Raw genomic sequence first — 20,375 nt, 5'->3', positions numbered from 1 at the left:
GTAAATCCCTAGTAATTTTTAGAAGTATTCGTCTAATCTGAGCGTAAAATCAAGCCTTTATTTTAGAGAATGTTTTCTCTAGCTTCTCCATATCGGCAAGTGTTTTCTGCATTAATGGATGTTGATAACGCTTGCTGTTCTCGATTGTGCTGTGTCCGACTGTGCCAATGAGAGATAATTCGCTGAATCCTTCTATATTCGTGCAAGCAGTTATGTAGGTGTGCCGCAAATCGTGCAATCTGTAACAAGGCAGTTCTGGACACTCATTTTTCATAAACCGTTTAAAGTTCTTGTACAGTGTCATCGGCTTCATTAAATTATATGGTTTATGAGGCAGGATAAAGACACTGTTTCCACCTTGGAAATCTGGTTCTGATGACTGCCATTTCATGTGTTCCTTCCTGGCTTTCTGCAGAATCTTATATACAGTCCCATCTACCATAATAGGAATCATCCGCCTGCCTGCTTTTGTCTTAGTTGGCTTCTCCACCATATTTCCATTCCCATCCTCCACAATGGCTCTCCGTACATGGATATAAGCCTCAGTCCTGTCTAACACGATATCTTCCCATTTTAAAGCAATCAACTCCGACCTTCGCAGACCTCCGGCAAGGCAACAGATACCAACTAATAGTTCTACGGTTCGGTTATTGGTTTCCTGCGCACGGGTAAGTATGGTTCTGACTTGCTGTAAAGTATAAGCCTTTCCTTCTTCTTGAACCATTTCTGGCAGTCGGATGTAGTTCGTTGGTACTTCCTGCCGTTTCATGTAGTTATCCTTCATAGCCTGTGTTAATATGGATGAGATAAAGGAAACGTGATTCCGTATTGTCTTGGGTGATTTCCCGTTTTTTACATAATCATTCACCATATCTTGGAGTATTTCTGGCGATATCTCTGCCAGGTAATAATTTCCAAGGATTTCTTTTACTCCGTTAGGGGCATTATATAGTTGCAGGTATCCCCTCTTTGTTGAGACAGAAATATAATTCGTATATTTTGGAAAGTAAATTTCTTCTGCATAGCGTTGAAATGTGAGAGGTTCTTTTTCTATAAAATGTCCGAACTGCGCATTTAGAGCCATTTCATTGCAGATATGCTCTGCAACTGACTTCTTTGTACCTTTAGGTAAGACTTTATAAGTGCGCTTGCGTATGCCATTTACTACTGTATCTTTAACGATACGATAACGAAAGCCGTCTTTTCTCTTTACTTTTTCTACGTTAAATGACATTTTATCCGCCTCCTTTCTAGTAAGTGCCGACTCTGAAATCATAGCTGTTTTCAGTATCATTTAATAATTTCTCAACTTTAGAACGCTGATAATAGTATCTATTCCCAATTTTAACGAATGAAATATTCTCATTAAGGAATGTTCTCAACTTGCGGATGTCCATGCATAAATACTCGTCTCTAACTTCTCTTGCCGTCATTAATTTACGCTGAACCTTTGTTTTCACTTTGGCTACCTCCATGTATATGATATATATTTTTAATTCTCAAAAACTACAGGTTAAATTTCTCTTATTAAAGTGGCGTCAGTGGCGATAGTGACTGTATTTCGGTAAGAAAAGATTTTAGGTATGCATTAAAGTAATGATAGTTATGCTACAAAAGCACTTTATTGCGTCCCTTCTGCCCCTATCGCCACTGACGATTAAAAATTAATCTCAGAAAGGTAGTTCATCTGGAGATTCAAGGGTGATTATATCCGTATCATCCTCTTTCCCTTCAATCCAAATTTCTATATATCGTTTGCCATTGCTCTTTCCTCTGTCCAGATAAATGCCAAATTGTTGTAAAACTGACTGTGACTGGAATAATTTCTTGCTTAAGGAACTGCTAGCCTTTGTAAGGCTTTTCCCATCAATGCCTGTCTTTGAAGAATGATGGATTAATGCCGCCTGTAACTCTGTCATAGTGCCATGAAAATAGTTGGCTTCTTTTATAAAGGAAACAATAGCGGATAGCAGAATATCGTCCTCAACGCTAATCTCTAATAATTCTTCCTGGTTTTTACGATAAACTTCCAGGAAGTGGTTTCCACCATAGTTCATTGCCTCAGCAATCGCATATCCTATTCTTGCAAAATCTCCCATCCGTGGAAGGTTTGGCAATTCAAGGTTTTCCAAGATAATCAGAGCCTTGGAAAGAATTTTCATCCCACGATAAAGAAGGTAGGGCAAATCATGCTTAAATTCTGCAATTATTTCACTTTCTGTCCGCCTTTTAGAATCGGGGATTCTTACCGAAGATAAGTGAATACATCTATCCAGGATATCCGCCCTATTGGAAAGCATTGTGATTCCGCTAAAACTTAAGTGGGTGTGAAGTTGAATATTAATAGTATCATTATCGGTAAACAGCTTACGTTTACTGTAGAAACCTGATGTAGAACATATACAGAATATGTTCGCTAAGTCAGCAGAAATACCCCCTTCAATATTGTCAAAAGCTACGCTGTAGCTCCCAGACAGTATAGATATAATATCGTTAATAGTTGATGGCAGTGCCATAACATCCGTATGGGATGGGTCTAAAAATACCTTGTCTAATCTCATGCTAGTGGTTTTGGCTGAACCTCTATCCCCTCTGTAATACATAATAGGACAAGGAATGTCACTGAAAAATCTTGTCAGTAATGTAACATTGTGCAACATTAAATCATCAGCAGATTGGAAATTCCAATATTTTTTTGCCAGTGCCCGAAAAGTTGGTTTCTTCTTGCCTTCTTTTTTTTCCCTATCCATTGGCATTACCTGTTCAAGCATATTGTTTGTCCGGATAAAAGGAATGGGGCTTTCCGGTAGAATATGAATTCCTTTCTTATCAATACAAAGTGTTGTCTGTTCCTCATCAGCAAGATAATATAATATCTTATCTCTAAGGTACTTACAGCGGATTGAAGGTTGAATTTGTGCCCCTTGAAAGTTGGCCTCAGCTTCCAGTGTATCGGTTACTTGTTTTAGAGATTCAGTACTAATGGCTTTCCCGTATCTCTGATAGTAAATTCTTCGGAGTAGCTGTTTATAGCTCTTATCCTGTACAGCCATATATTGGCAAGCACTGTTTTCTAAAGGAACGGATACATAAGCGGTTTCACCGGTATCATGGTAGAGCTTATGACCAGATTCTTTAATATCTGCCAGAAGCACTTCTGCAGCACTCATGTTGTCGTCTTTTTTTGCTAACTTCTTTTTTGGCGGTTGCAAAAACTCTTTCATATCTGGAAATTTTTGTAAAAGAGTTCGCCAGTTTTCCCCACTACATGAATCATGGTGACACCCTGCTGTAATCTTTCCATTCGGGAATTCAATAATGTAAGCTGATTTATCCGTATGGTCAGGATTCCAAGGACAGGTTGCAAGGATATAACATATCCCGTCACACCAAGTTTTCTCATGAGATATTGCTATCTCATGAGCCTCACAGAATTCCCGAATATTAATTTGGGAATGTTCGGAAGAAGGTGTGTTGCTTTCAGCATTAATAATATTAGAAGAAACAGGAGAAGAAACGTTCTTTTTGTTCTCCTTGCTTATTGGGTTACAGAGTGCTATAATACCCCTAATCAGTTCAACACTGTTGTTTTCAAGGATTTCTGGTGCGGAAATAATGCACGACCGTCTATGTGGACGTGATTCTGTATTATCTCCCTTGCAGGCTATTGTGCCGTAAAGTTTTGTGATTCTTGCGGCGTTATATGTAGTGGTATCTACTTTTACTGCCTCATTAGAAAATTTCCTATCAATAGTAGCAAGAAAATCCTTTATGAGTGTAGTATTCTCTGGTGTATTCTCCAGTGAGATAGGGTAGAGTAAATGATATCCGTTACCGGACATACATTTTACAGGCTGAGAGAACCCCTGTTCATCTAGGAAGTTCTCTACCTTCTCTGCTAATTCCTTAGCATAAGACAGTTCTTCATCTGTAGAAGAAATACCTGCAGGGCGTTCTGGATCTAAATCAATTAAAATCCAGTCTCTCTGTATGATTTCCTTATCAGTAGTTGTATTCTTTGACCACTCAGTAAAATGATTCTTGCTTCTGCTTACGACATCGGGAATAACGGAATTTAATGTAAAAAATATGTTGTATTTTCCGTCATACTGATTAACCGCTTTTAGCAAATTAGTAGAATCGTTAAAGTAACCAGAAAGTGTACTTTTCTTTGTGTGAAGTATACGCACTTCAAAGAAAGAATCCTCAGTAATTATACAATCGAAAAGTGTCTTAATTTCTTTGTTATTCATATTTAAAACCATCCTTTTTTCTTATTTTGAACTAAAAGACTATATTCAGTTGTCAAGGTGCAGTGTATCTGTTCCCCCAATATTTCACCATACAGGTGGGGACTAATATTTTCACTCTAACGTTAGGTGGTACGGTAATTATAATACAATTTCTTGAAAGATTCGTCAAATTACGGAGACCAGTATGTTTATTGGGCTTATCAAGTTTGATGGTATAGAATATTGAGTAAAAATTATATATTTCTCATATATTCTCAAAATATTTCTTATAACTAAAATATTGAATTATTCTCCAAAAAATGGTATATTTAGCATATTAAGGGAAAAATTCTTGTTTTGTTTCGTATTTATCACTTTTGGGTTAAAACTAGAAATTTACTATGTTCTAAAAAAAGAGGCTAGAATATGATGCCCTGTAGTTTGTTACAGCGTTTTTTTGCTATTTTAAAAGGAGAGATTATATGGATAAATTAAAAAAAGAAGGTTCATCACGTAAAGAAATAAGAGAGTGTGTGAAAAGTGCCATTCAGGAATATGTAGATACTTGTAATAAAAAGGGTGAGAGGATAGAAACTAAGAAGCAAATTATTAATGCTATACGAGAGAACTGTGAAGAAGCAAATATTTTGGACGATTCAAGTTTATATCGTTATTTAGATGAAATGAATTGTAAAGAAATTGTAGAGGGAAAATTTGATTTTGTTATTGAAGATAATCAGCTATCTTTTGGAACTATTCTTCAATATAGAAAGTACAATAAAATGGCTTGCTTTTTTCTTGAAAGTCCAGAATATACGAATCTTTTGGCTCATTTAGTTAATCAGTATTATAAAGAGCAAGAAAAAAGTGACATTATCCATTGTATTGCTTTCGGGGAAATGCTTCTTTGTTTATATTACTTCAAAAAGAATGATGAGAACTCTATAACTAGAAAAGAAATAAAAAAAGATGTTAGGCAAGTAGCAAAATCTTATACTTTGTATGCTAAATAGAAATAAGCAAAAATTATTTTAGATTTTCAGTGGCGATAGGGACAATAGGGACAGCATTTATTCAATTTGAATGAGGAGGGTGAAAAGAATATATATTTTTTCGTCCCCATCAAATATTAATTTTTTGCGTCCCTTCTGTCCCTATCGCCACTGAAAAAATTTCCTTAGCAACATCACATTGCGAATATAATCAGGCACAAAGAATCTTTCTAATTCTCCTCATCCTTACATGGATATATAAGGGTAATTCCATAGTCATTTGACACCAAATATAATACAGACTTCCACGTGATTCCATCATCAGTACAGAGAGTGTCATCCAGTTCCATATCGTCCAGTCGGATATGGTAACTATCTAAGAATCTTTGTATTTCTCCATTATCTTCTAGGCAATCCGTATATATAAGCAGAAAGCCGCCGTCATCATTATCAACGTTTCTCTCACTCCCATAGTATTCATCAAGAATAGAAACCACTCTTAGGGTTTCATCTGCAACCGCTTTTGGTATCTTGCCATTTGAGACTAATTCTTGAATGATAGGCAACTGCTTGGCTGTCCATATTTTCACTTTCATCCTATTTCCTCCAATTTAAAAAGACATAAGTATTTTTTATACAAAATCCATTTCTTCAAATTCTTCTAAGGAATCTTTCCCGTAATCATAGATAAGGAGTTTTCTCTGTGTAATCTTTCCCGTATCCGAACGCACACTGCCAACTCCATCAATTAACTGTCTTATAGCCATAACGGTATTTTCATTTACCATGGTAAGGAGAGCGTAGTCATTGTTAGAGAATCCTACTAATAGACGATTACAATTATGAGTCATACAAAATTTTCTTAATAAACGTTTATAGAATCCTCCAACCGCACCACGTTCACCAAGGATGTTGGAAACACACCAAAGCTGTTTACTCTTATTTTCAATTTTCACCATTACGCTGATTAATTCCCTAATTACCGGAATCAATGACCTTTCACAAACCCGTTCCAAGTCTTTTAAATATTCTGGAAAAAGCATGATTCTAGGCTGAGTCATAATAATGGTATTTTTTAATACTTTTTTGAAAAGCTCATTTTCCGTCATTCCAAAATAGAAAATATCAGAATTATTTAAGTAAATCGGCTGAAAGATTAATTCCTCCATAAGCTGAAAGTTGAATATATAATAAACAATGTTAATCCCCCATTCAGTACGGTATCTGTATACATCTGGATTTAAGTTCTCGGTTTCCAGTTCCATTAGAACGATTTCGGGTTCTCCGCAGGTTACTACATTTTTAATTCTTCTCGATTGTTTACCCCATCTTTTAATTCTCATAAATTAAAAACCACCTTTCTTTTCTAAATTTTTCTTTTTCATAGAATAGACCACAAATATAGTGCGTTCCTCGGCTGGAATGGAAATATCATACCAACTCCATATTCGATTTTTCTTCATGGGATGTTTCTTGCCTTTAACTTCGATTGTATGGAAATTATTCTCTGAATACTCTACTTCTTCGGTATATAAGTGCAGTCTATCTAAAATATCAATTAAATCATTCCTAAGTGGTTTCAAGAATAATATTACATAGTCGTTATCACTTGCTTTTTCAAACTCAAGGATATAGCCGATTTCATGAAGAACCATCCTTGGAATTTTATATTCTTTCAATAAAGGATTTATAGTTCTTAGGATTGAAAGCTGATTCTGGTTAAATATTTTAATTTGCATATGTATAACCTTCCTTTCTTAAAATACAACAAAAAAACCGAAGTGCAATGAATCTTACACTTCGGCTTTTAATTTTATAGTATTTTTATTTAGATTTTTGCTAATAGAGTTTTTTTCTTTTCTTGGAATTCTTCGTCAGTTAGGATACCTGCCTCTTTTAATGAAGCAAGTTTTTCAATTTGTGTTAATATATCTGAATTATTACTTCCCGAACCATTGTTTATATTCTTTTTTTGCTCAAGTCTTTGTAAAATACCATGTTGACGCAATAAAGCGATAAACTCTCTGCATTTTTCAGCTTGACGGTATATCGTGAATCCTGTAAGCATTTCTACTCGAAGCGTTAATTCTTCTCCAGTATCAGCCTTAAAAATGATACAAATTACATTTTCTTGCTCTTGATTTGCGTCATTCCCTCCACCCAGAAGGACTTCGGCAGTAGTGATTGTGCGTTTCTCTATATATAACTCCATTATTGAATCATAAGAAATATCAAAATCACTAAACCAATCTTTAGAATTTCCAGTTTTTCGGAAAGAAAACTGATTCTCCATAACGTTCAGACCAATAGAAGCACTTCCCATCTTTACTTTAGGGTACTGTGGTAGTCCACTGACGTAAGTTACTTCATATCTTGCAAGCGCACCTTCTAATGCCTGTTTCAATTCTTTGTTTTCTTTCTGGAATTCCTTGAATGAACCTGTGCTTTCATCCAGAGTTTTCTTAACGGAATCTTTTGCATTACCTAATTTCTCTGCAAGCTGTTTTTCTTCTGCAAAATTGGTCGCTTTATCTTTGACACTGTTTGCAGTTTCCTTTAGTTTGTCAAATAGAGCCATATCTTACTTCCTCCTAATAAATATTTTGAATGGTGCTTTAATTATTTTGCTTAAATTTGTTTTTAATGGAAGTTATTATCCCAATCAATAATATAATTGCAATTATTAATGAAAATGGAAGAGTTGCCATAAATATAGCTGTAATCCCAGTACCAATTAAACTAATAGTAAATGTCAATATGACAACAGTAATAATTATTTCAAATAGTTTATCAAATATCTTTTTGTGATTCTTTTTTATTATGTAGCCAATAATAAGCACCAATATAATTCCTAATAAAATTGGCATTGCCATCACCTCTTATCTAAATGTAATATCACACACCATATGTGATTGTAAGTATTTTTTGATATTTACTTTCCCATGGATTTTTTCTTTTGTCTTTTATTTTTTCCCTTTGCTTTTTTCTCCAATTCTGGTGGTATTTCAACTTTAGGTTCTAATTTCTCAATTCTTTTTTCTTCTTTCCCATAAAATTTCTTCATATGTTTTTATTTCTTAATTAATTGAATTTTGTCCTTTGATATTTTCTTTACTTTATATTGCCGCAGTTTATTCAATGAAGCAACACCACCACCGGCAACAGCTATACCGACTGCCGCAACTGTTGTAGAACCACCCAGAATACCCACCGTACCTGCTAAAGCAGGGGTAGCAACAAAAGCACTTACTGGTGCTAGTGTTCCGCCTGTTGTCATTGTTGCTAAGATTGATGTAACCGCCACTGCTATTGAACCTATACAAATTCCCCAAGCTACTTTTCCTACACTTCTAATTTTTAGTACTTGGTTTTTCAAATCAAATTCAACCTCAATTAATGCCACATTATTTTTTAATGCCTGTCCTAGTTCCTTTTCATTCTGCACTTTCATATTTTTCTCTCCCTATATGTACAGTATATATCTACATATATAATTATACTACATAAATATACTGCTTACAATAGATATAAAGATAAAATATCATGTATAGCAGGAGGTTTCATTCATGAATGACTTAGAATTTGGCACTGTAAAACTTCACCTTAAAGAAATCATGCATGAGCGAGATATATCTTTAACGAAGCTATCATTCCGTGCTGAAATGCAGAGAACCCAGTTGAAGCACTATTATGACGGTTCTATTCAGCGAGTAGACTTAGCTGTATTATCGAGGCTCTGCTATGCACTGAATTGCGATTTGAATGATTTGTTAGAATACATACCGCCAGTAGAAGATAAGTAATGAAAATGTAGGGATAATGGGATTTGTTTCATTATCCCTAATTTATACTTATTTACGGTTTTCTTTACTCCGATAGAATCTGTTCATAAATGCATATCCTCTTTATATGTTTGATATTTTCCATTATAGAGGATGAGATAGACATAATCTGTCACTATACTAAATTTTCTATTTTTATTTACTGTTATCTTTCTTCCCCTTAGCTGAGTTCTTTGCCGTAGTCTTACCCTTTGCCTCTTTTTCGCTTTTCTTCGGCTTCGCCCGTTCTATTAAATCCTTCAAGATTTTCTTTCTGGGATATTCCACCAGTTTCCAATAGGACTGGCTGTGGCGGATTCCCAGGAAAAGCGGATGGACTCCGATGTTATCATTCTTCATCCCGTCTACCGTCAGTTGATAGAGTGGTCTTGAAGGCTGTTCGCTCTCCCAGAGTTCAAGGATTCTCTGCTTCGACTGGCAGATAACAGGAGAGTTCTGCTGGCTGTTTCCCCATGCTATCACAACCTTGGAATCATCCGTAAGTTTTGAAAAGACTGTTTCCTTAATATAGTCCATATTTTCTTCATCCACAGTTAATCCGGCTAAAGATAATCGGCTCTGTGTTACCTGTGCAAACAGATTGATAATGGTATATGAATTTAAACCTAATTCAGCAAGATGGTTCAGCAGATGGTTATTGGTGGAGTCCTCTACATAGCAATTATCCTGTGTTCTGGTAGGATACAGTAAGATAAAATATGCATGACTGCCTGGAATCCCTGTAATCTCTTTCGTAATGCGGTATGTTCTGTTCCCATCCTCAGATGAAAGTATCTCGGTTTTTACTGCAATTTCTGTTGTTACTAAGTTTTTCATAGGTCTTTCTCCTTTCGATTTTTTATTTAAAGAATAATGTAGTAATTATTTAATAAATCAAAATATAACTCGTTCCCTAAGAAATCTGAGTTATCTAAGGTTTCTACTACTAAAACAGACAAATCGGTTTCATTTACCAGTTTTTTGATGTAGGTTTCTGTTCGTTCCCTCCATAGGTCTTTGTCGGATTCATCCATACTACAGTATTCTAAGAATGAGAAGTATAATTCTTCTCCTTGTTTTGATAGCAACTGCCCTATATGGTTTAATTCATCATAGGGAAGCGGCATAATACCAGAGATTTTTAAATATATTTCATTTACTCCGAACTTTCTTAAATAGCCTTCCTCATTGCGGTAGAATTGCAGAGAGGATTCCGGTTCGCATAACGATAAATATTGCTGATATATGGTTTCCCATTCTTTCGGATAGAGAAATAGATAGGTAGTCAGTTCATCAATCCATTCCTTTTCTGTACCCTCATAGAAATCTGGCGGTTTGTTAATATCATGCAGATTCAGACATTCCTTTCCCTTTTCCCAGTAATTGCTCTCGTATAGTCTCTGCTCAAAATTTTTACTCATAGTAGTTCCTTTCTCCGTAATGCATAGTTATGGCTAAATCTATGTACCCCCGTTCCTCATCCCTCCCCATAAGGGACGGGGGTACACAGAAAATCCTCTACTAATCTTTTTTAGTGGTTCTCTTTGCGCTTAAGCATTAGTGCTTAGAAATAGTTTCCGATAAACAGATAATCATTTTCATAAAGAAAATCATCATGGAATTTGTGAGATATGTTTGTAGATAGTAGAATTTTTAAGAAATGTATTTGTATACTGGCAGAATAGCCGACGACGACGCTGTCGCCGTAGTTGTCGCCATAAGCGGAGGTATCATTGTAAGTGGCGGCAATTTTTGCAATAAAAGAGGTCAGCATACCAAAATTCATGATAAGCTGACCTGCCTTTAATGGGTTATGAAGTGGGAGAGTGCCATATAGTAGCCGTATACTTGCGCCTTGTTATCCCTAGAACACTGTATGTTCCCTTACTTGAACACTGCTTCATATCTAATTTCAAATATAGAGAAAAATTAAAAAGCATAGCCATAATATCGAAATCTGGCTATGCCTTGCAAACTAGAACATACAGGTATTCATTTGTTACTCTTTGATTTTATCCAGTTCATTAAGATTTACGCCGGCGATATTGAGCAATGCTTTCAGAGAGATATACTCCTCTTTCAAATCGGCATATGTTTCTGGTGCGTTTTCCTTTTTTGCTAATATCATACGTCTTTGCACTTTTGCAAAATCATCAATAGCAGTTTTAACAATTTCAAGGTTGATATGCTCACCACCTTTTTCATGAGCCATGTTCGTTTGGTTCACTCAGTTTCATGTAACCTTCGCTTAAACAGACTTCACATGGCTCTGCCTTGCAAAAATGGAGCATACGGGACTTGAACCCGTGACCTCCACACTGCCAGTGTGGCGCGCTCCCAACTGCGCTAATACCCCGTACAAGGATTATAACACAGTTGGGAGCCATAGGAAAGAAGAAAATATAATTTTTTAGCAAATTTTAGCAGATTACTATAATCTTTCGCGGCGTTGTCTGCGCCGGAATACTTCTGGTCGTAACCCCATAGTACACGATCAGCGTCTGCGCCGCAAGGGAACAGTCGTACGGCTGGCCATTTGACGTAACAATCTCTGTTGACCGTCCGATGTTCAGCTTCAATGTGCCGTCAAGAGACTCAAGATTGTCGTCGAATTCCCCGGCATAGATATTCTCCCGCGGATTCCTGCGCCCGATGAAGATTGCCTGATAACGCGGCGGGTAGATCAGCGGAATCGGCAGGTTTGCATCATAGAATGCCGTTACATTCATTCCAATCCTTAACCGGACCTCGCTGATTACGTAAGTGTCAGGGCTTACGATAAAGTTCGTGATACCATCGGAATTGCGTATGGTGACTTCAAGCATGCAGCAGTTGTTGTCAAAGGCAGAGATACTTTGAATCACGCCGTTTACCGGAACTAAGTTTGTAGAAGGCATGGTGTAAACTCCATTTTTTCATTAGTATATGCTGGATTATTTCAGGTGTTCGTCAGGCTTGATGGCCGACGCCCTTCCGTGGGGCGGCAGGAAATGGTACAGCTCTTCGTAAGCTTCCACTTCTTCGGTGGAAGCTGGTTCTGATGGAATCAGCCCGGTGCAGTCCTGTGATGAAGCTGCATTAGACAGGTAGTCGAATTCATCGATGATTTCCTGATTCGTTTTCTCTTTCATGGTTTACCTCCGTTCTTATACCCAAAGGGCATACATAATAGAAAGTTTCAATTTATATTGTGTAGAAAAAGCCGGACATATACTGTATAATATTTCCATGTGAAAAAATCAAATGACAAGAAAGAAGGACGATGATTTATGAAAATTGAAATTGACACCCATTCCCATACACTTGCCAGCGGGCATGCATACAATACCATTCAGGAAATGGCGTCTGCAGCGGCAAAAAAGGGGCTTAGGGGTCTTGCAATCACGGACCATGCGGTGCAGATGCCGGGGACATGCCATATCTATTATTTCCAAAATCTGCGTGTAGTACCCAGACAGATGTGCGGAATCGAGCTTCTTATGGGGACGGAATTGAATATCCTCAACGAGGAAGGGGAGGTGGACTTCACGCAGAAACTCTTGGAAGAGTTGGATATTGCCATTGCCAGTATGCATCCCCAGTGCTATAAAGGAGAGCGCACCAGAGAAATGGTGACACAGGCATATGTGAACGCGATGCAGAACCCTTACGTGGATATCATCGGGCATCCCGACGACGGAAGGTGTCCTGTGGATATGGAGACGCTGGTGAGGGAGGCGAAGAAGACCGGGACGCTTCTGGAGGTGAATAATTCTTCCTTGAACCCGGAAAGTTTCCGGTTGGACGCCGTGAAGAACTGCAGGGAGATGCTGTGGGAGTGCCGGAAACAGGAAGCTATGGTAGTTTTGGGGACGGATTCCCATGTGGATTCGGAGATTGCAGATTACCGGTATGCAAAGCCGGTTCTGGAAGAGGTACATTTCCCGGAAGAGCTGATTGCCAATACGTCGCTTGACAAATTAAAGTCTTGCCTAAAACACGGGAAAAAGGTATAGACTTTATAAATTTAGTGTGCTAAAATGAAGGGTAGTTGAGAAGGTTGTGAAGGAGATTATGTTATATGAGTAAGAAGATCAGGACGGAGGCGGTAGATTTCCTGTTCCGTGCGATATTGAGCCTGGAGAATAAAGAAGAGTGCTATACATTTTTTGAGGATATCTGTACGATCAATGAGTTGTTGTCACTGTCCCAGAGATTCGAGGTGGCGAAGATGCTTCGAGACCGGAAGACCTATCTTGAGATTGCAGAGAAGACGGGGGCATCCACAGCCACCATCAGCAGGGTAAACCGTTCGCTGAATTACGGCAATGACGGGTACGACATGGTGTTTGCCCGGATTGGCATGATGGAAGAAGGAGAGGAGACGCAGCAATAGGCTACATTTAGAAATTAAGAAGAAACAAGACTGAGTGAGCCTTATTTCTTCTTTTTTTCGTGGGAAGGTTCCGGAAGCCCGTCAATCAGCTTTTCAATCAGGAGTTTCTTCACATACACGTCAAAGCTCAGGGAGCAGATGAAGGAGAAGAGCTGCAGATAATCGCGCTCCTCCTCGGGTACATCGGTAAAACTGTGCATGGCACGGTGGTAGGATCTTGCAACGTCTTTCTGTACTGCGTCGATCCTGGACTTTTCAAGCTGGCAGATCTCTTCGTAGATGGAGGTCATGCAGGGTTCCCCGCCGGTGTCAAAATATTTCTCCGTAATAGGGGCGAGCAGCGTCTCGATATCCTTGATAGACAGGATATTCTTAAAATAGTAGATGAATATCAGCGCAAGAACGTGTTCCTTGGAATACTTCTTCTTTACGGGAGGCGGAAGGAGGTTGTTCTTGGCGTAATTGTTGATCATGGTCTTGGTCAGGATCTTGTCTTCCTCATGCCGCCGGGAAGAGGAGAGCTGTTCTTCCATAAATGTAGTTACCTGGTCCATGTAAAGGTCTATGTTGGGAATGGAATCCGGCCTAACGTACTCGATTCGGGAGATGCTGGAGAGAATACTGTTCAGCATGTCCTTTGTGTTAATTGTCATATTATCACCTCAATGGAACTATTATATAGTTTTTGAAACTATATCACAAGGATTTTTTAAATACTCTATCAAAATTTAATAATTTGTGATATAACTGAATATAAGGGTATGTAAATGAGGAGGAAGAATATGAGTGTACTGAAGAAGCTATTTGCCCCGGTTGACATGACTGTGGGAAAACCTTGGGAAGATATACTGATCTTTACAGTGCCGATGCTGGTCGGCAATATTGCCCAGCAATTATATAATACGGTAGACAGCGTGGTAGTGGGCAACTATGTAGGAGATAACGCACTGGCGGCGGTGGGAAGCGCAGGCCCCATACTGAACCTTCTGATCGTATTATTTATCGGTATCAGCGTGGGCGCCAGCATTATGGTATCTCAGTATTTCGGCGCACGGAAGAGGGATGACCTCTCGATTGCGATTGCAAACAGTATTGTCCTGACGGCGATTTCATCTGTTATAATCATGGTGATGGCGACGATAACTGCAAGGCCGCTTCTGGTGCTTTTAAAAACGCCGGACAGTATTCTTGACTGGTGTACGTCCTACCTGAGGATTTTGTTTCTGGGCATAGCGGGGCTTTCCTTCTATAATATACTGAGCGGGATTCTTCGAGGGCTTGGAGATTCGATTTCCGCACTGGTGTATCTGGTTGTGTCAAGCGTACTGAATATTGCCCTGGATTTATTGTTTGTAATCCAATTTGATATGGGAGTCAGCGGCGTTGCCCTGGCTACGGTGATTGCTCAGGCGGTTTCAGCCGTGCTGTGCCTGCTTAAATTAATGCGGATGAAGGAGCTTTTTGACTTCAAGACGCAGTATTTCAAATTGACCAAGAAACATGGAATGAATATTATCCGGCTTGGAGTCCCGTCAGGGGTGACGCAGGCAATTATGTCTATGGCAATGCTGGTGGTTCAGTCCTTGACCAACAGTTTTGGCGAGCAATTTATCGCTTCCAATGTAATCGTTATGCGTGTGGATGGGTTTGCGATGCTTCCGAACTTTTCTTTTGGAACGGCGATGACCACTTATGCCGGACAAAATGTGGGGGCAAGGGCTTATGACCGTGTTTCACAGGGAGCAAAGCAGGGAACACTGATGGCGGTCGGTTTTTCGGCGGCGATTACAGGGCTGATATTGTTGTTCGGGAGAAATCTGATGGCAATTTTCACAAACACGGCGGAGCTTGTAACGCTTAGCATGAATATGATGCGGATACTGGCAGTCGGGTATATCGCGATGGCGATTATCCAGAGCCTCTCCGGCGTGATGCGGGGAGCGGGGGATACTGTGACCCCGATGTGGATTTCTATTGTGATGACGATATTCCTGAGGGTTCCGATTGCTTACGGACTGGTACATCTGACGAAGAGCGCAGAGTTCCCGGGGGGACGCAAAGAGAGTATCTATGTTTCACTTCTGATTTCGTGGGTGCTTGGGGCAATCATAACGAGTATTTTCTATAAACGCGGCAAATGGCGTAAGAAAGCGATTTAGAGAGGGGGTATTTTGTATGAATGTGAGACAGGAAAGGCATCTGATTGAGCGTGTAATACATTTACTGCGTATCCTGGAAGAGAATGGGATTGAGTCGGAGAGCATCTGTGAGGAGAGTCTTCCGAAAGAGCTGCTTTCTTCGGAGGACATGGAGAGCCTTCAGGAAACTTTTGAGTTTCTTCGTTTTATGGAAGAGATTCCTGGAGGCTTCCTGATTTATTTTGCAGAAGGCGACGGTCAGGTTATCTACGTAAACCAAAGTCTGCTTGACATTTTCCAGTGTAAGACGAGAAAGGAATTCCGTGCCTTGACCGGTAATACGTTCCGGGGGGTCGTTTATCATGAGGATTGGGATGAAGTAGATAAGAGCATTAAGAGGCAGATTTTTGAGAATCAGTTTGATTTGGATTTTGTGGAGTACCGGATTCGGCGCCAAGACGGGACTGTGATATGGGTGGAGGATTACGGCCATTATATTAAGAATGAAGCTGTGGGGGATATCTTCTATGTGTTTATCGGGGAGTCCACCGACGAGAGAAAGCGGCAGCAGACGGAACAGAAGCGTCTGCTTGCGGAGGCGCTGGGAAGCGCGAATCTGGCAATTAAGGCGAAGAATGCATTTTTGTCGAATATTTCACATGACATGCGGACTCCTTTAAATGCGATCTTCGGATTCACCTCTCTTGCAAAGGCGTGGATTAGCGAGCCGGAGAAAGTTTCGGGGTATCTTGACCGGATTGATGCCGCCAGCCGCCAGCTTCTTGACATGATTACGAAAGTGTTGGATATTTCGGCGCTTTCAAATGCGGCAGGCCCTGCGGAGGTAGAATGCGACTTGTGTGAGACGGTAAGGGAGGCGTATGAGTTCCTGATGCCTCAGGCAAAGGAGAAGTCCCTGTCCTTCTTGCTGGATTGTGACAGTGTGAAGCATAATATCATCTACGCGGATCAGGGGAAATTACAGCAGCTTGTGCTGAGCCTTGCCAACAATGCCGTGACCTACACGAATCCCGGCGGCAAGGTGAATATCCGGCTGACGGAGAAGGACGAGCTGCCCAACAGCTATGTGGTCTACAATCTGGTGGTGGAGGATAACGGAATCGGGATTGGCGAAGAATTTTTAGGGAAGATATTCGAGCCGTTCAGCAGGGAGAAGAGTTCGACGTTAAGCGGCGTACACGGGATTGGGCTGGGACTTACGATTGCGAAGAGCATTGTAGATATGATGCATGGAAATATTGACGTTAAGAGTACCGTGAATGAAGGAAGCGCTTTTACCGTCGCCCTTACCTTCCGGGCGCAGCCGCTCCATGACGCGGCGAAGGAAGCGGAGGCGCTTTTCGGCACGAGCCTGCGTATCCTTCTGGTAGAGGACAATGAGATTAATTTAGAAATTGAAACCGAGCTTTTGGAGCGGATGGGATTTACGGTGGAACCGGCGGAAAACGGGCAGATTGCACTGGACAAGGTGAAATGTGCGTCTCCCGGCGATTACGATCTGGTCATCATGGATTTGCAGATGCCTGTGATGGACGGCTGGCAGGCGACGGCGGAAATCCGGCGCCTTCCGGATCCGACCCTGGCCCATATCCCCATTATTGCGCTTTCGGCGGATATCCTTGCCAGCAACAAGGGAAGGGCAATGGAATGTGGGATCGATGCCTGCCTTTCAAAGCCGCTGGATTTTACATTGCTTTTACAGGCAATCGAGAAGATCGCAAAAAGATAAATAATGATTGTAATTTTTGGGCTATCTATGTATAATATACAGATATAGAATGAGAGATTATGAAGGCGAATGAATGTGGAAGGAACGGAGAGAGAAAAGAATAAGCGGTATAGTGTAGTAAGTATATTAATTTGTGTTTGCATTTTGCTTGTTTTAAGTGTTGGGGGAGTCTATATTAGGATTCTCCGCAGCAATCTGATGGATCAGGCTATTCGTAATGTCATGGATATGACGCGGCAGCAGCAACAGTCATTTGATACTTTTATTTCCGCGGACAGGGAACGGCTGCACAGTTATGCAGAGTACTTTTCCCATACGTCTTCCTTGGATACTGCAGGAATTGAACAGAAGTTGGAAGTGTTTTCTTCAATTGACGCCTATTATTCGGTTATTAACCTGGAAACTGGTGAATATTGCAACAATAAATCTGATCAAGTGTTCCGGCTTCAGGGGGATGAGCTTGAAGAGTACCGTTCCCTGACAGGGGCGGACATCCGTGACCCTTATCCGGGATTGTATACAGGCAATACGGCGTTTGGTTATTATGAGAGATTTGAATTTAACGACGGTGTGCCGGGATTGTTTCAGAAAGCATATGAGAGTGCGGCAGTTTCGGAGGAATTTTCCCTGTCTTTCTATGACGGGCAGGGACACTGCTATATTGTGAGCCGTGAAGGCGATATCCTGATGCGGTCTGAGGAAGGGAGCGAGGCGGCTTCTTGTAAGAGTCTGTTTGACTTGGTATTAGGGGAAGACGCAGACAAGGTTGACGGCAAATCTATTATTGAGATGCTGAGCAGCCGTGAGTCGGGTACGTCAATCTTTGAAAGTGTAAGAGGTGAGCAGATCTGTACCTATGTCCCAGTGGAGAACGTGGGGGGATGGTATCTGATTTCTATCATTCCCGTTGCGGCGGTCATGGAAGAGGCGGACGACATCATTCAGGATTCCCAGTTTGCCATTATATTTATGGTTGTTCTTATGATTGTGTTTGGCGGTTTTTTGCTTCTTAATTGGCGGAGCCATAAGGAACTCAGTAAGAAAGAGCAGGAGATAGCTTACAATAAGCAGCAGTTTGACGTTTTTTCAACCTATCTGTCTAATAATACGGATGACGTTTATGTGATGCTGAGCGGAAAGGAACTCAGGATTGAGTTTGTGAGCTCAAACGTAGAAAGGGTATTGGGTGTTTCGGTGGAAGAAGCCCTTCAGGATGTGCGGATGTTTGGACGCGCCAATTATTGTTCCGGCAAGGATGTGGAGATTGCCGATTTGGATGCTTTAGAACCGGGAACTTCCTTTGAGCCGGTCATGAGCGAGCGGGTTCATAGAAAGACGGGGGAACACAGGTGGTTTTGGGAGACGGTCTATAGTGTGCTGATTCAGGGAGAGAAGAAGATTGTCGTTTATCTGTCTGACCGTACCAGAGAGCGGGAGACGCAGAATACGCTGACTCAGGCGTTGGATTTGGCGCGTGTGGCGAATAAGGCGAAGAGTACGTTTTTAAGCAGTGTCAGTCATGATATCCGAACGCCTATGAACGCAATTATGGGATTAGTCACCCTGCTTTCCCGGGAAGCCCATAACCCGGAGCACGTTTTGGAGTATACCCAGCGGATTAACGCCGCAAGCCAGCATTTGCTGGGGCTGATTAATGACGTGCTGGATATGAATAAGATTGAGGGCGGCAATGCAACGCTGAATATTTCCGAAGTGAATATGGCGGAGGTAATCGAAGAACTGAATGTGATTATCCGTCCCCAGAGTAAGGATAAGAACCAGTCGTTTCGGATTTTTGCGTCGTCGTTTACCCATGAGCAGCTGTTGGGGGATAAGCTGCGAATTAACCAGATTTTGATTAATATTCTGTCCAACTCGGTGAAATATACACCGGAGGGCGGCTGTATTGAGCTGGATGTCCGTGAACTGCCCGGAGTGACGGAAGGGTACAGCCGAGTTGAGTTTGTAATCCGTGATAATGGGCAGGGGATGTCCCCGGATTACCTGGAGGTGATTTTCCAGCCGTTTACCCGTGAAGAGAATCCGGCCGCGAGGGAGATACAGGGTACAGGGCTTGGGATGGCAATTACCAAGAGCCTGGTAGACTTGATGGGCGGTACGATTGAGGTAGAGAGTGAGTTAGGCGCAGGCACTACGTTTACCCTTGATTTGGATTTGCGGATCTGTGAGGATGAGGGAGACGACCCGGCATTCTGGAAGGAGCATGGCGTCAGCCGTATGATTGTTGCCGATGACGACGAATATGTCTGCCAGAATATCGTTAAGGCGATGGCGCATACGGGCGTTGATATACGATATACCACCGACGGCAAGAAGGTGGTGGAGATGATGCGTACGGCAAGGGAGAGGGGCGAACCGTATGATGTGATGATTTTAGACTGGAAGATGCCGGGATTTGACGGGATGGAGACGGCGCGCCTGATCCGGAAGAATTATTCAAAGCATATACCGATTCTGTTTTTTACCTCTTATGATTGGAGCGAGATTGAAGAGGAGGCGCTGGAAGTCGGCGTAGAAAATTTCCTGACGAAGCCGTTTTTCATGCATAGCTTCAAGGAAGCCATTGAACGCACCATGAATGGTAAAAAAGGCAGGATGCAGGAGAAACCTTTACAGAAAGAGAGTGTTTTTGCAGGGAAACATATCCTTGTTGTGGATGATATTGAGGTTAATCAGTTGATTCTGGTGAAGATTTTGGAATCTCTGGGGGCTGCTGCCTGTGATGTCGCAAAGGACGGACAGGAAGCTGTAAATATGTTCAGTAATTCCAAACCAGGAGAATATGACGTGATTTTCATGGATGTACAGATGCCCGTCCTGGATGGTTATGGGGCGACCAGGGCAATACGGGTCAGCGGTCATCCGTCGGCAAAAAGTGTCCCTATTATTGCCATGACTGCCAATGCATTTGTGGATGATATCCGGGATGCGCTGGAGTCTGGTATGGATGCGCATGTATCTAAGCCTATCGTGGTTGACCAGTTAAAGGCTACGTTCCAGGAGGTGTTGGAGCGGAGGAAACATTATGGGGGTTCGTCGGAATAGG

General features: G+C 40.9%; 24 protein-coding genes and 1 tRNA gene. 7 read left to right on the top strand and 18 right to left on the bottom strand.

The genetic code is table 11. The features are described from left to right. Positions 1 to 49: 49 nt before the first annotated feature. The 3 genes from AC6I3O_RS18155 to AC6I3O_RS18145 form a co-directional block, all read right to left on the bottom strand. The gene (locus AC6I3O_RS18155) at positions 50 to 1,234 is read right to left on the bottom strand and encodes a tyrosine-type recombinase/integrase (RefSeq protein ID WP_497852051.1); all 1,185 of its coding nucleotides are present in this window, start codon (positions 1,232 to 1,234) and stop codon (positions 50 to 52) included. 16 nt (positions 1,235 to 1,250) lie between these two features. Next, the gene (locus AC6I3O_RS18150; RefSeq protein ID WP_497852050.1) at positions 1,251 to 1,460 is read right to left on the bottom strand and encodes a hypothetical protein; all 210 of its coding nucleotides are present in this window, start codon (positions 1,458 to 1,460) and stop codon (positions 1,251 to 1,253) included. A gap of 210 nt (positions 1,461 to 1,670) precedes the next feature. Further along, the gene (locus tag AC6I3O_RS18145) at positions 1,671 to 4,253 is read right to left on the bottom strand and encodes an AICE element replication initiation protein (protein ID WP_288175039.1); all 2,583 of its coding nucleotides are present in this window, start codon (positions 4,251 to 4,253) and stop codon (positions 1,671 to 1,673) included. Positions 4,254 to 4,714: 461 nt separating this feature from the next. On the opposite strand from AC6I3O_RS18145, the gene AC6I3O_RS18140 reads away from it, so the two are divergent. Next, positions 4,715 to 5,245 (top strand): hypothetical protein, encoded by a 531-nt coding sequence (locus AC6I3O_RS18140; protein WP_288175040.1) that lies wholly within the window; start codon positions 4,715 to 4,717, stop codon positions 5,243 to 5,245. Positions 5,246 to 5,454: 209 nt separating this feature from the next. Here the strand turns inward: AC6I3O_RS18140 and AC6I3O_RS18135 are convergent, their stop codons facing one another. The 7 genes from AC6I3O_RS18135 to AC6I3O_RS18105 form a co-directional block, all read right to left on the bottom strand. Then, a complete protein-coding gene (locus AC6I3O_RS18135; protein WP_288175041.1) occupies positions 5,455 to 5,820 on the bottom strand; it encodes a hypothetical protein in 366 nt (121 codons plus the stop codon). Positions 5,821 to 5,856: 36 nt separating this feature from the next. Further along, positions 5,857 to 6,567, bottom strand: coding sequence for a hypothetical protein (locus AC6I3O_RS18130; RefSeq protein ID WP_288175042.1), 711 nt, complete (start codon positions 6,565 to 6,567; stop codon positions 5,857 to 5,859). A gap of 3 nt (positions 6,568 to 6,570) precedes the next feature. Continuing rightward, positions 6,571 to 6,963, bottom strand: coding sequence for a hypothetical protein (locus AC6I3O_RS18125; protein WP_288175043.1), 393 nt, complete (start codon positions 6,961 to 6,963; stop codon positions 6,571 to 6,573). A gap of 89 nt (positions 6,964 to 7,052) precedes the next feature. Further along, the gene (locus AC6I3O_RS18120) at positions 7,053 to 7,802 is read right to left on the bottom strand and encodes an SHOCT domain-containing protein (protein ID WP_288175044.1); all 750 of its coding nucleotides are present in this window, start codon (positions 7,800 to 7,802) and stop codon (positions 7,053 to 7,055) included. A 37-nt stretch (positions 7,803 to 7,839) separates the two neighbouring features. Then, positions 7,840 to 8,091 carry a hypothetical protein gene (locus tag AC6I3O_RS18115; RefSeq protein ID WP_288175045.1) on the bottom strand — a complete coding sequence of 84 codons (252 nt, stop codon included), beginning with the start codon at positions 8,089 to 8,091 and terminating at the stop codon, positions 7,840 to 7,842. 65 nt (positions 8,092 to 8,156) lie between these two features. Continuing rightward, positions 8,157 to 8,288: a hypothetical protein gene (locus AC6I3O_RS18110; RefSeq protein ID WP_497852049.1), complete on the bottom strand. Its 132-nt coding sequence runs from the start codon at positions 8,286 to 8,288 to the stop codon at positions 8,157 to 8,159. A 6-nt stretch (positions 8,289 to 8,294) separates the two neighbouring features. After that, positions 8,295 to 8,675, bottom strand: coding sequence for a hypothetical protein (locus tag AC6I3O_RS18105; RefSeq protein WP_288175047.1), 381 nt, complete (start codon positions 8,673 to 8,675; stop codon positions 8,295 to 8,297). Between the two features lie 115 nt (positions 8,676 to 8,790). On the opposite strand from AC6I3O_RS18105, the gene AC6I3O_RS18100 reads away from it, so the two are divergent. Then, positions 8,791 to 9,027 carry a helix-turn-helix domain-containing protein gene (locus tag AC6I3O_RS18100; RefSeq protein ID WP_288175048.1) on the top strand — a complete coding sequence of 79 codons (237 nt, stop codon included), beginning with the start codon at positions 8,791 to 8,793 and terminating at the stop codon, positions 9,025 to 9,027. Between the two features lie 174 nt (positions 9,028 to 9,201). Here the strand turns inward: AC6I3O_RS18100 and AC6I3O_RS18095 are convergent, their stop codons facing one another. The 7 genes from AC6I3O_RS18095 to AC6I3O_RS18065 form a co-directional block, all read right to left on the bottom strand. Continuing rightward, positions 9,202 to 9,882 carry a DUF1643 domain-containing protein gene (locus AC6I3O_RS18095; protein ID WP_288175049.1) on the bottom strand — a complete coding sequence of 227 codons (681 nt, stop codon included), beginning with the start codon at positions 9,880 to 9,882 and terminating at the stop codon, positions 9,202 to 9,204. Positions 9,883 to 9,908: 26 nt separating this feature from the next. Then, positions 9,909 to 10,466: a hypothetical protein gene (locus tag AC6I3O_RS18090; RefSeq protein ID WP_497852048.1), complete on the bottom strand. Its 558-nt coding sequence runs from the start codon at positions 10,464 to 10,466 to the stop codon at positions 9,909 to 9,911. A 143-nt stretch (positions 10,467 to 10,609) separates the two neighbouring features. Continuing rightward, complete coding sequence (locus tag AC6I3O_RS18085; protein WP_497852047.1) at positions 10,610 to 10,831, bottom strand: hypothetical protein; 222 nt, start codon at positions 10,829 to 10,831, stop codon at positions 10,610 to 10,612. 213 nt (positions 10,832 to 11,044) lie between these two features. Beyond that, a complete protein-coding gene (locus AC6I3O_RS18080) occupies positions 11,045 to 11,257 on the bottom strand; it encodes a hypothetical protein (RefSeq protein WP_497852046.1) in 213 nt (70 codons plus the stop codon). A gap of 71 nt (positions 11,258 to 11,328) precedes the next feature. Further along, positions 11,329 to 11,401, bottom strand: a tRNA-Ala gene (locus tag AC6I3O_RS18075). Positions 11,402 to 11,465: 64 nt separating this feature from the next. Next, complete coding sequence (locus AC6I3O_RS18070; protein WP_497852045.1) at positions 11,466 to 11,942, bottom strand: hypothetical protein; 477 nt, start codon at positions 11,940 to 11,942, stop codon at positions 11,466 to 11,468. Between the two features lie 36 nt (positions 11,943 to 11,978). Continuing rightward, positions 11,979 to 12,176, bottom strand: coding sequence for a hypothetical protein (locus tag AC6I3O_RS18065; RefSeq protein ID WP_497852044.1), 198 nt, complete (start codon positions 12,174 to 12,176; stop codon positions 11,979 to 11,981). 138 nt (positions 12,177 to 12,314) lie between these two features. Between AC6I3O_RS18065 and AC6I3O_RS18060 the strand changes: the two genes are divergently transcribed. Further along, complete coding sequence (locus tag AC6I3O_RS18060; protein ID WP_497852043.1) at positions 12,315 to 13,040, top strand: phosphatase; 726 nt, start codon at positions 12,315 to 12,317, stop codon at positions 13,038 to 13,040. Between the two features lie 65 nt (positions 13,041 to 13,105). Then, on the top strand, positions 13,106 to 13,420 hold the full coding sequence (locus tag AC6I3O_RS18055) for a YerC/YecD family TrpR-related protein (protein WP_497852042.1): 315 nt from the start codon (positions 13,106 to 13,108) through the stop codon (positions 13,418 to 13,420). Positions 13,421 to 13,461: 41 nt separating this feature from the next. Here the strand turns inward: AC6I3O_RS18055 and AC6I3O_RS18050 are convergent, their stop codons facing one another. After that, the gene (locus AC6I3O_RS18050; RefSeq protein ID WP_497852041.1) at positions 13,462 to 14,073 is read right to left on the bottom strand and encodes a DUF1836 domain-containing protein; all 612 of its coding nucleotides are present in this window, start codon (positions 14,071 to 14,073) and stop codon (positions 13,462 to 13,464) included. A 129-nt stretch (positions 14,074 to 14,202) separates the two neighbouring features. On the opposite strand from AC6I3O_RS18050, the gene AC6I3O_RS18045 reads away from it, so the two are divergent. From AC6I3O_RS18045 to AC6I3O_RS18035, 3 genes are all read left to right on the top strand, one after another. Beyond that, positions 14,203 to 15,579 (top strand): MATE family efflux transporter, encoded by a 1,377-nt coding sequence (locus tag AC6I3O_RS18045; protein ID WP_497852040.1) that lies wholly within the window; start codon positions 14,203 to 14,205, stop codon positions 15,577 to 15,579. 16 nt (positions 15,580 to 15,595) lie between these two features. Next, positions 15,596 to 17,308, top strand: coding sequence for a hybrid sensor histidine kinase/response regulator (locus AC6I3O_RS18040; protein WP_497852039.1), 1,713 nt, complete (start codon positions 15,596 to 15,598; stop codon positions 17,306 to 17,308). 198 nt (positions 17,309 to 17,506) lie between these two features. After that, positions 17,507 to 20,374 (top strand): hybrid sensor histidine kinase/response regulator, encoded by a 2,868-nt coding sequence (locus AC6I3O_RS18035; protein ID WP_497852038.1) that lies wholly within the window; start codon positions 17,507 to 17,509, stop codon positions 20,372 to 20,374. Position 20,375: the final 1 nt, after the last annotated feature.

This window comes from Sporofaciens sp. St.21A7, from assembly GCF_059728535.1.
The sequence above is the reverse complement of the archived record's forward strand: the minus strand, read 5'-3'. Positions and strand labels throughout refer to the sequence as shown.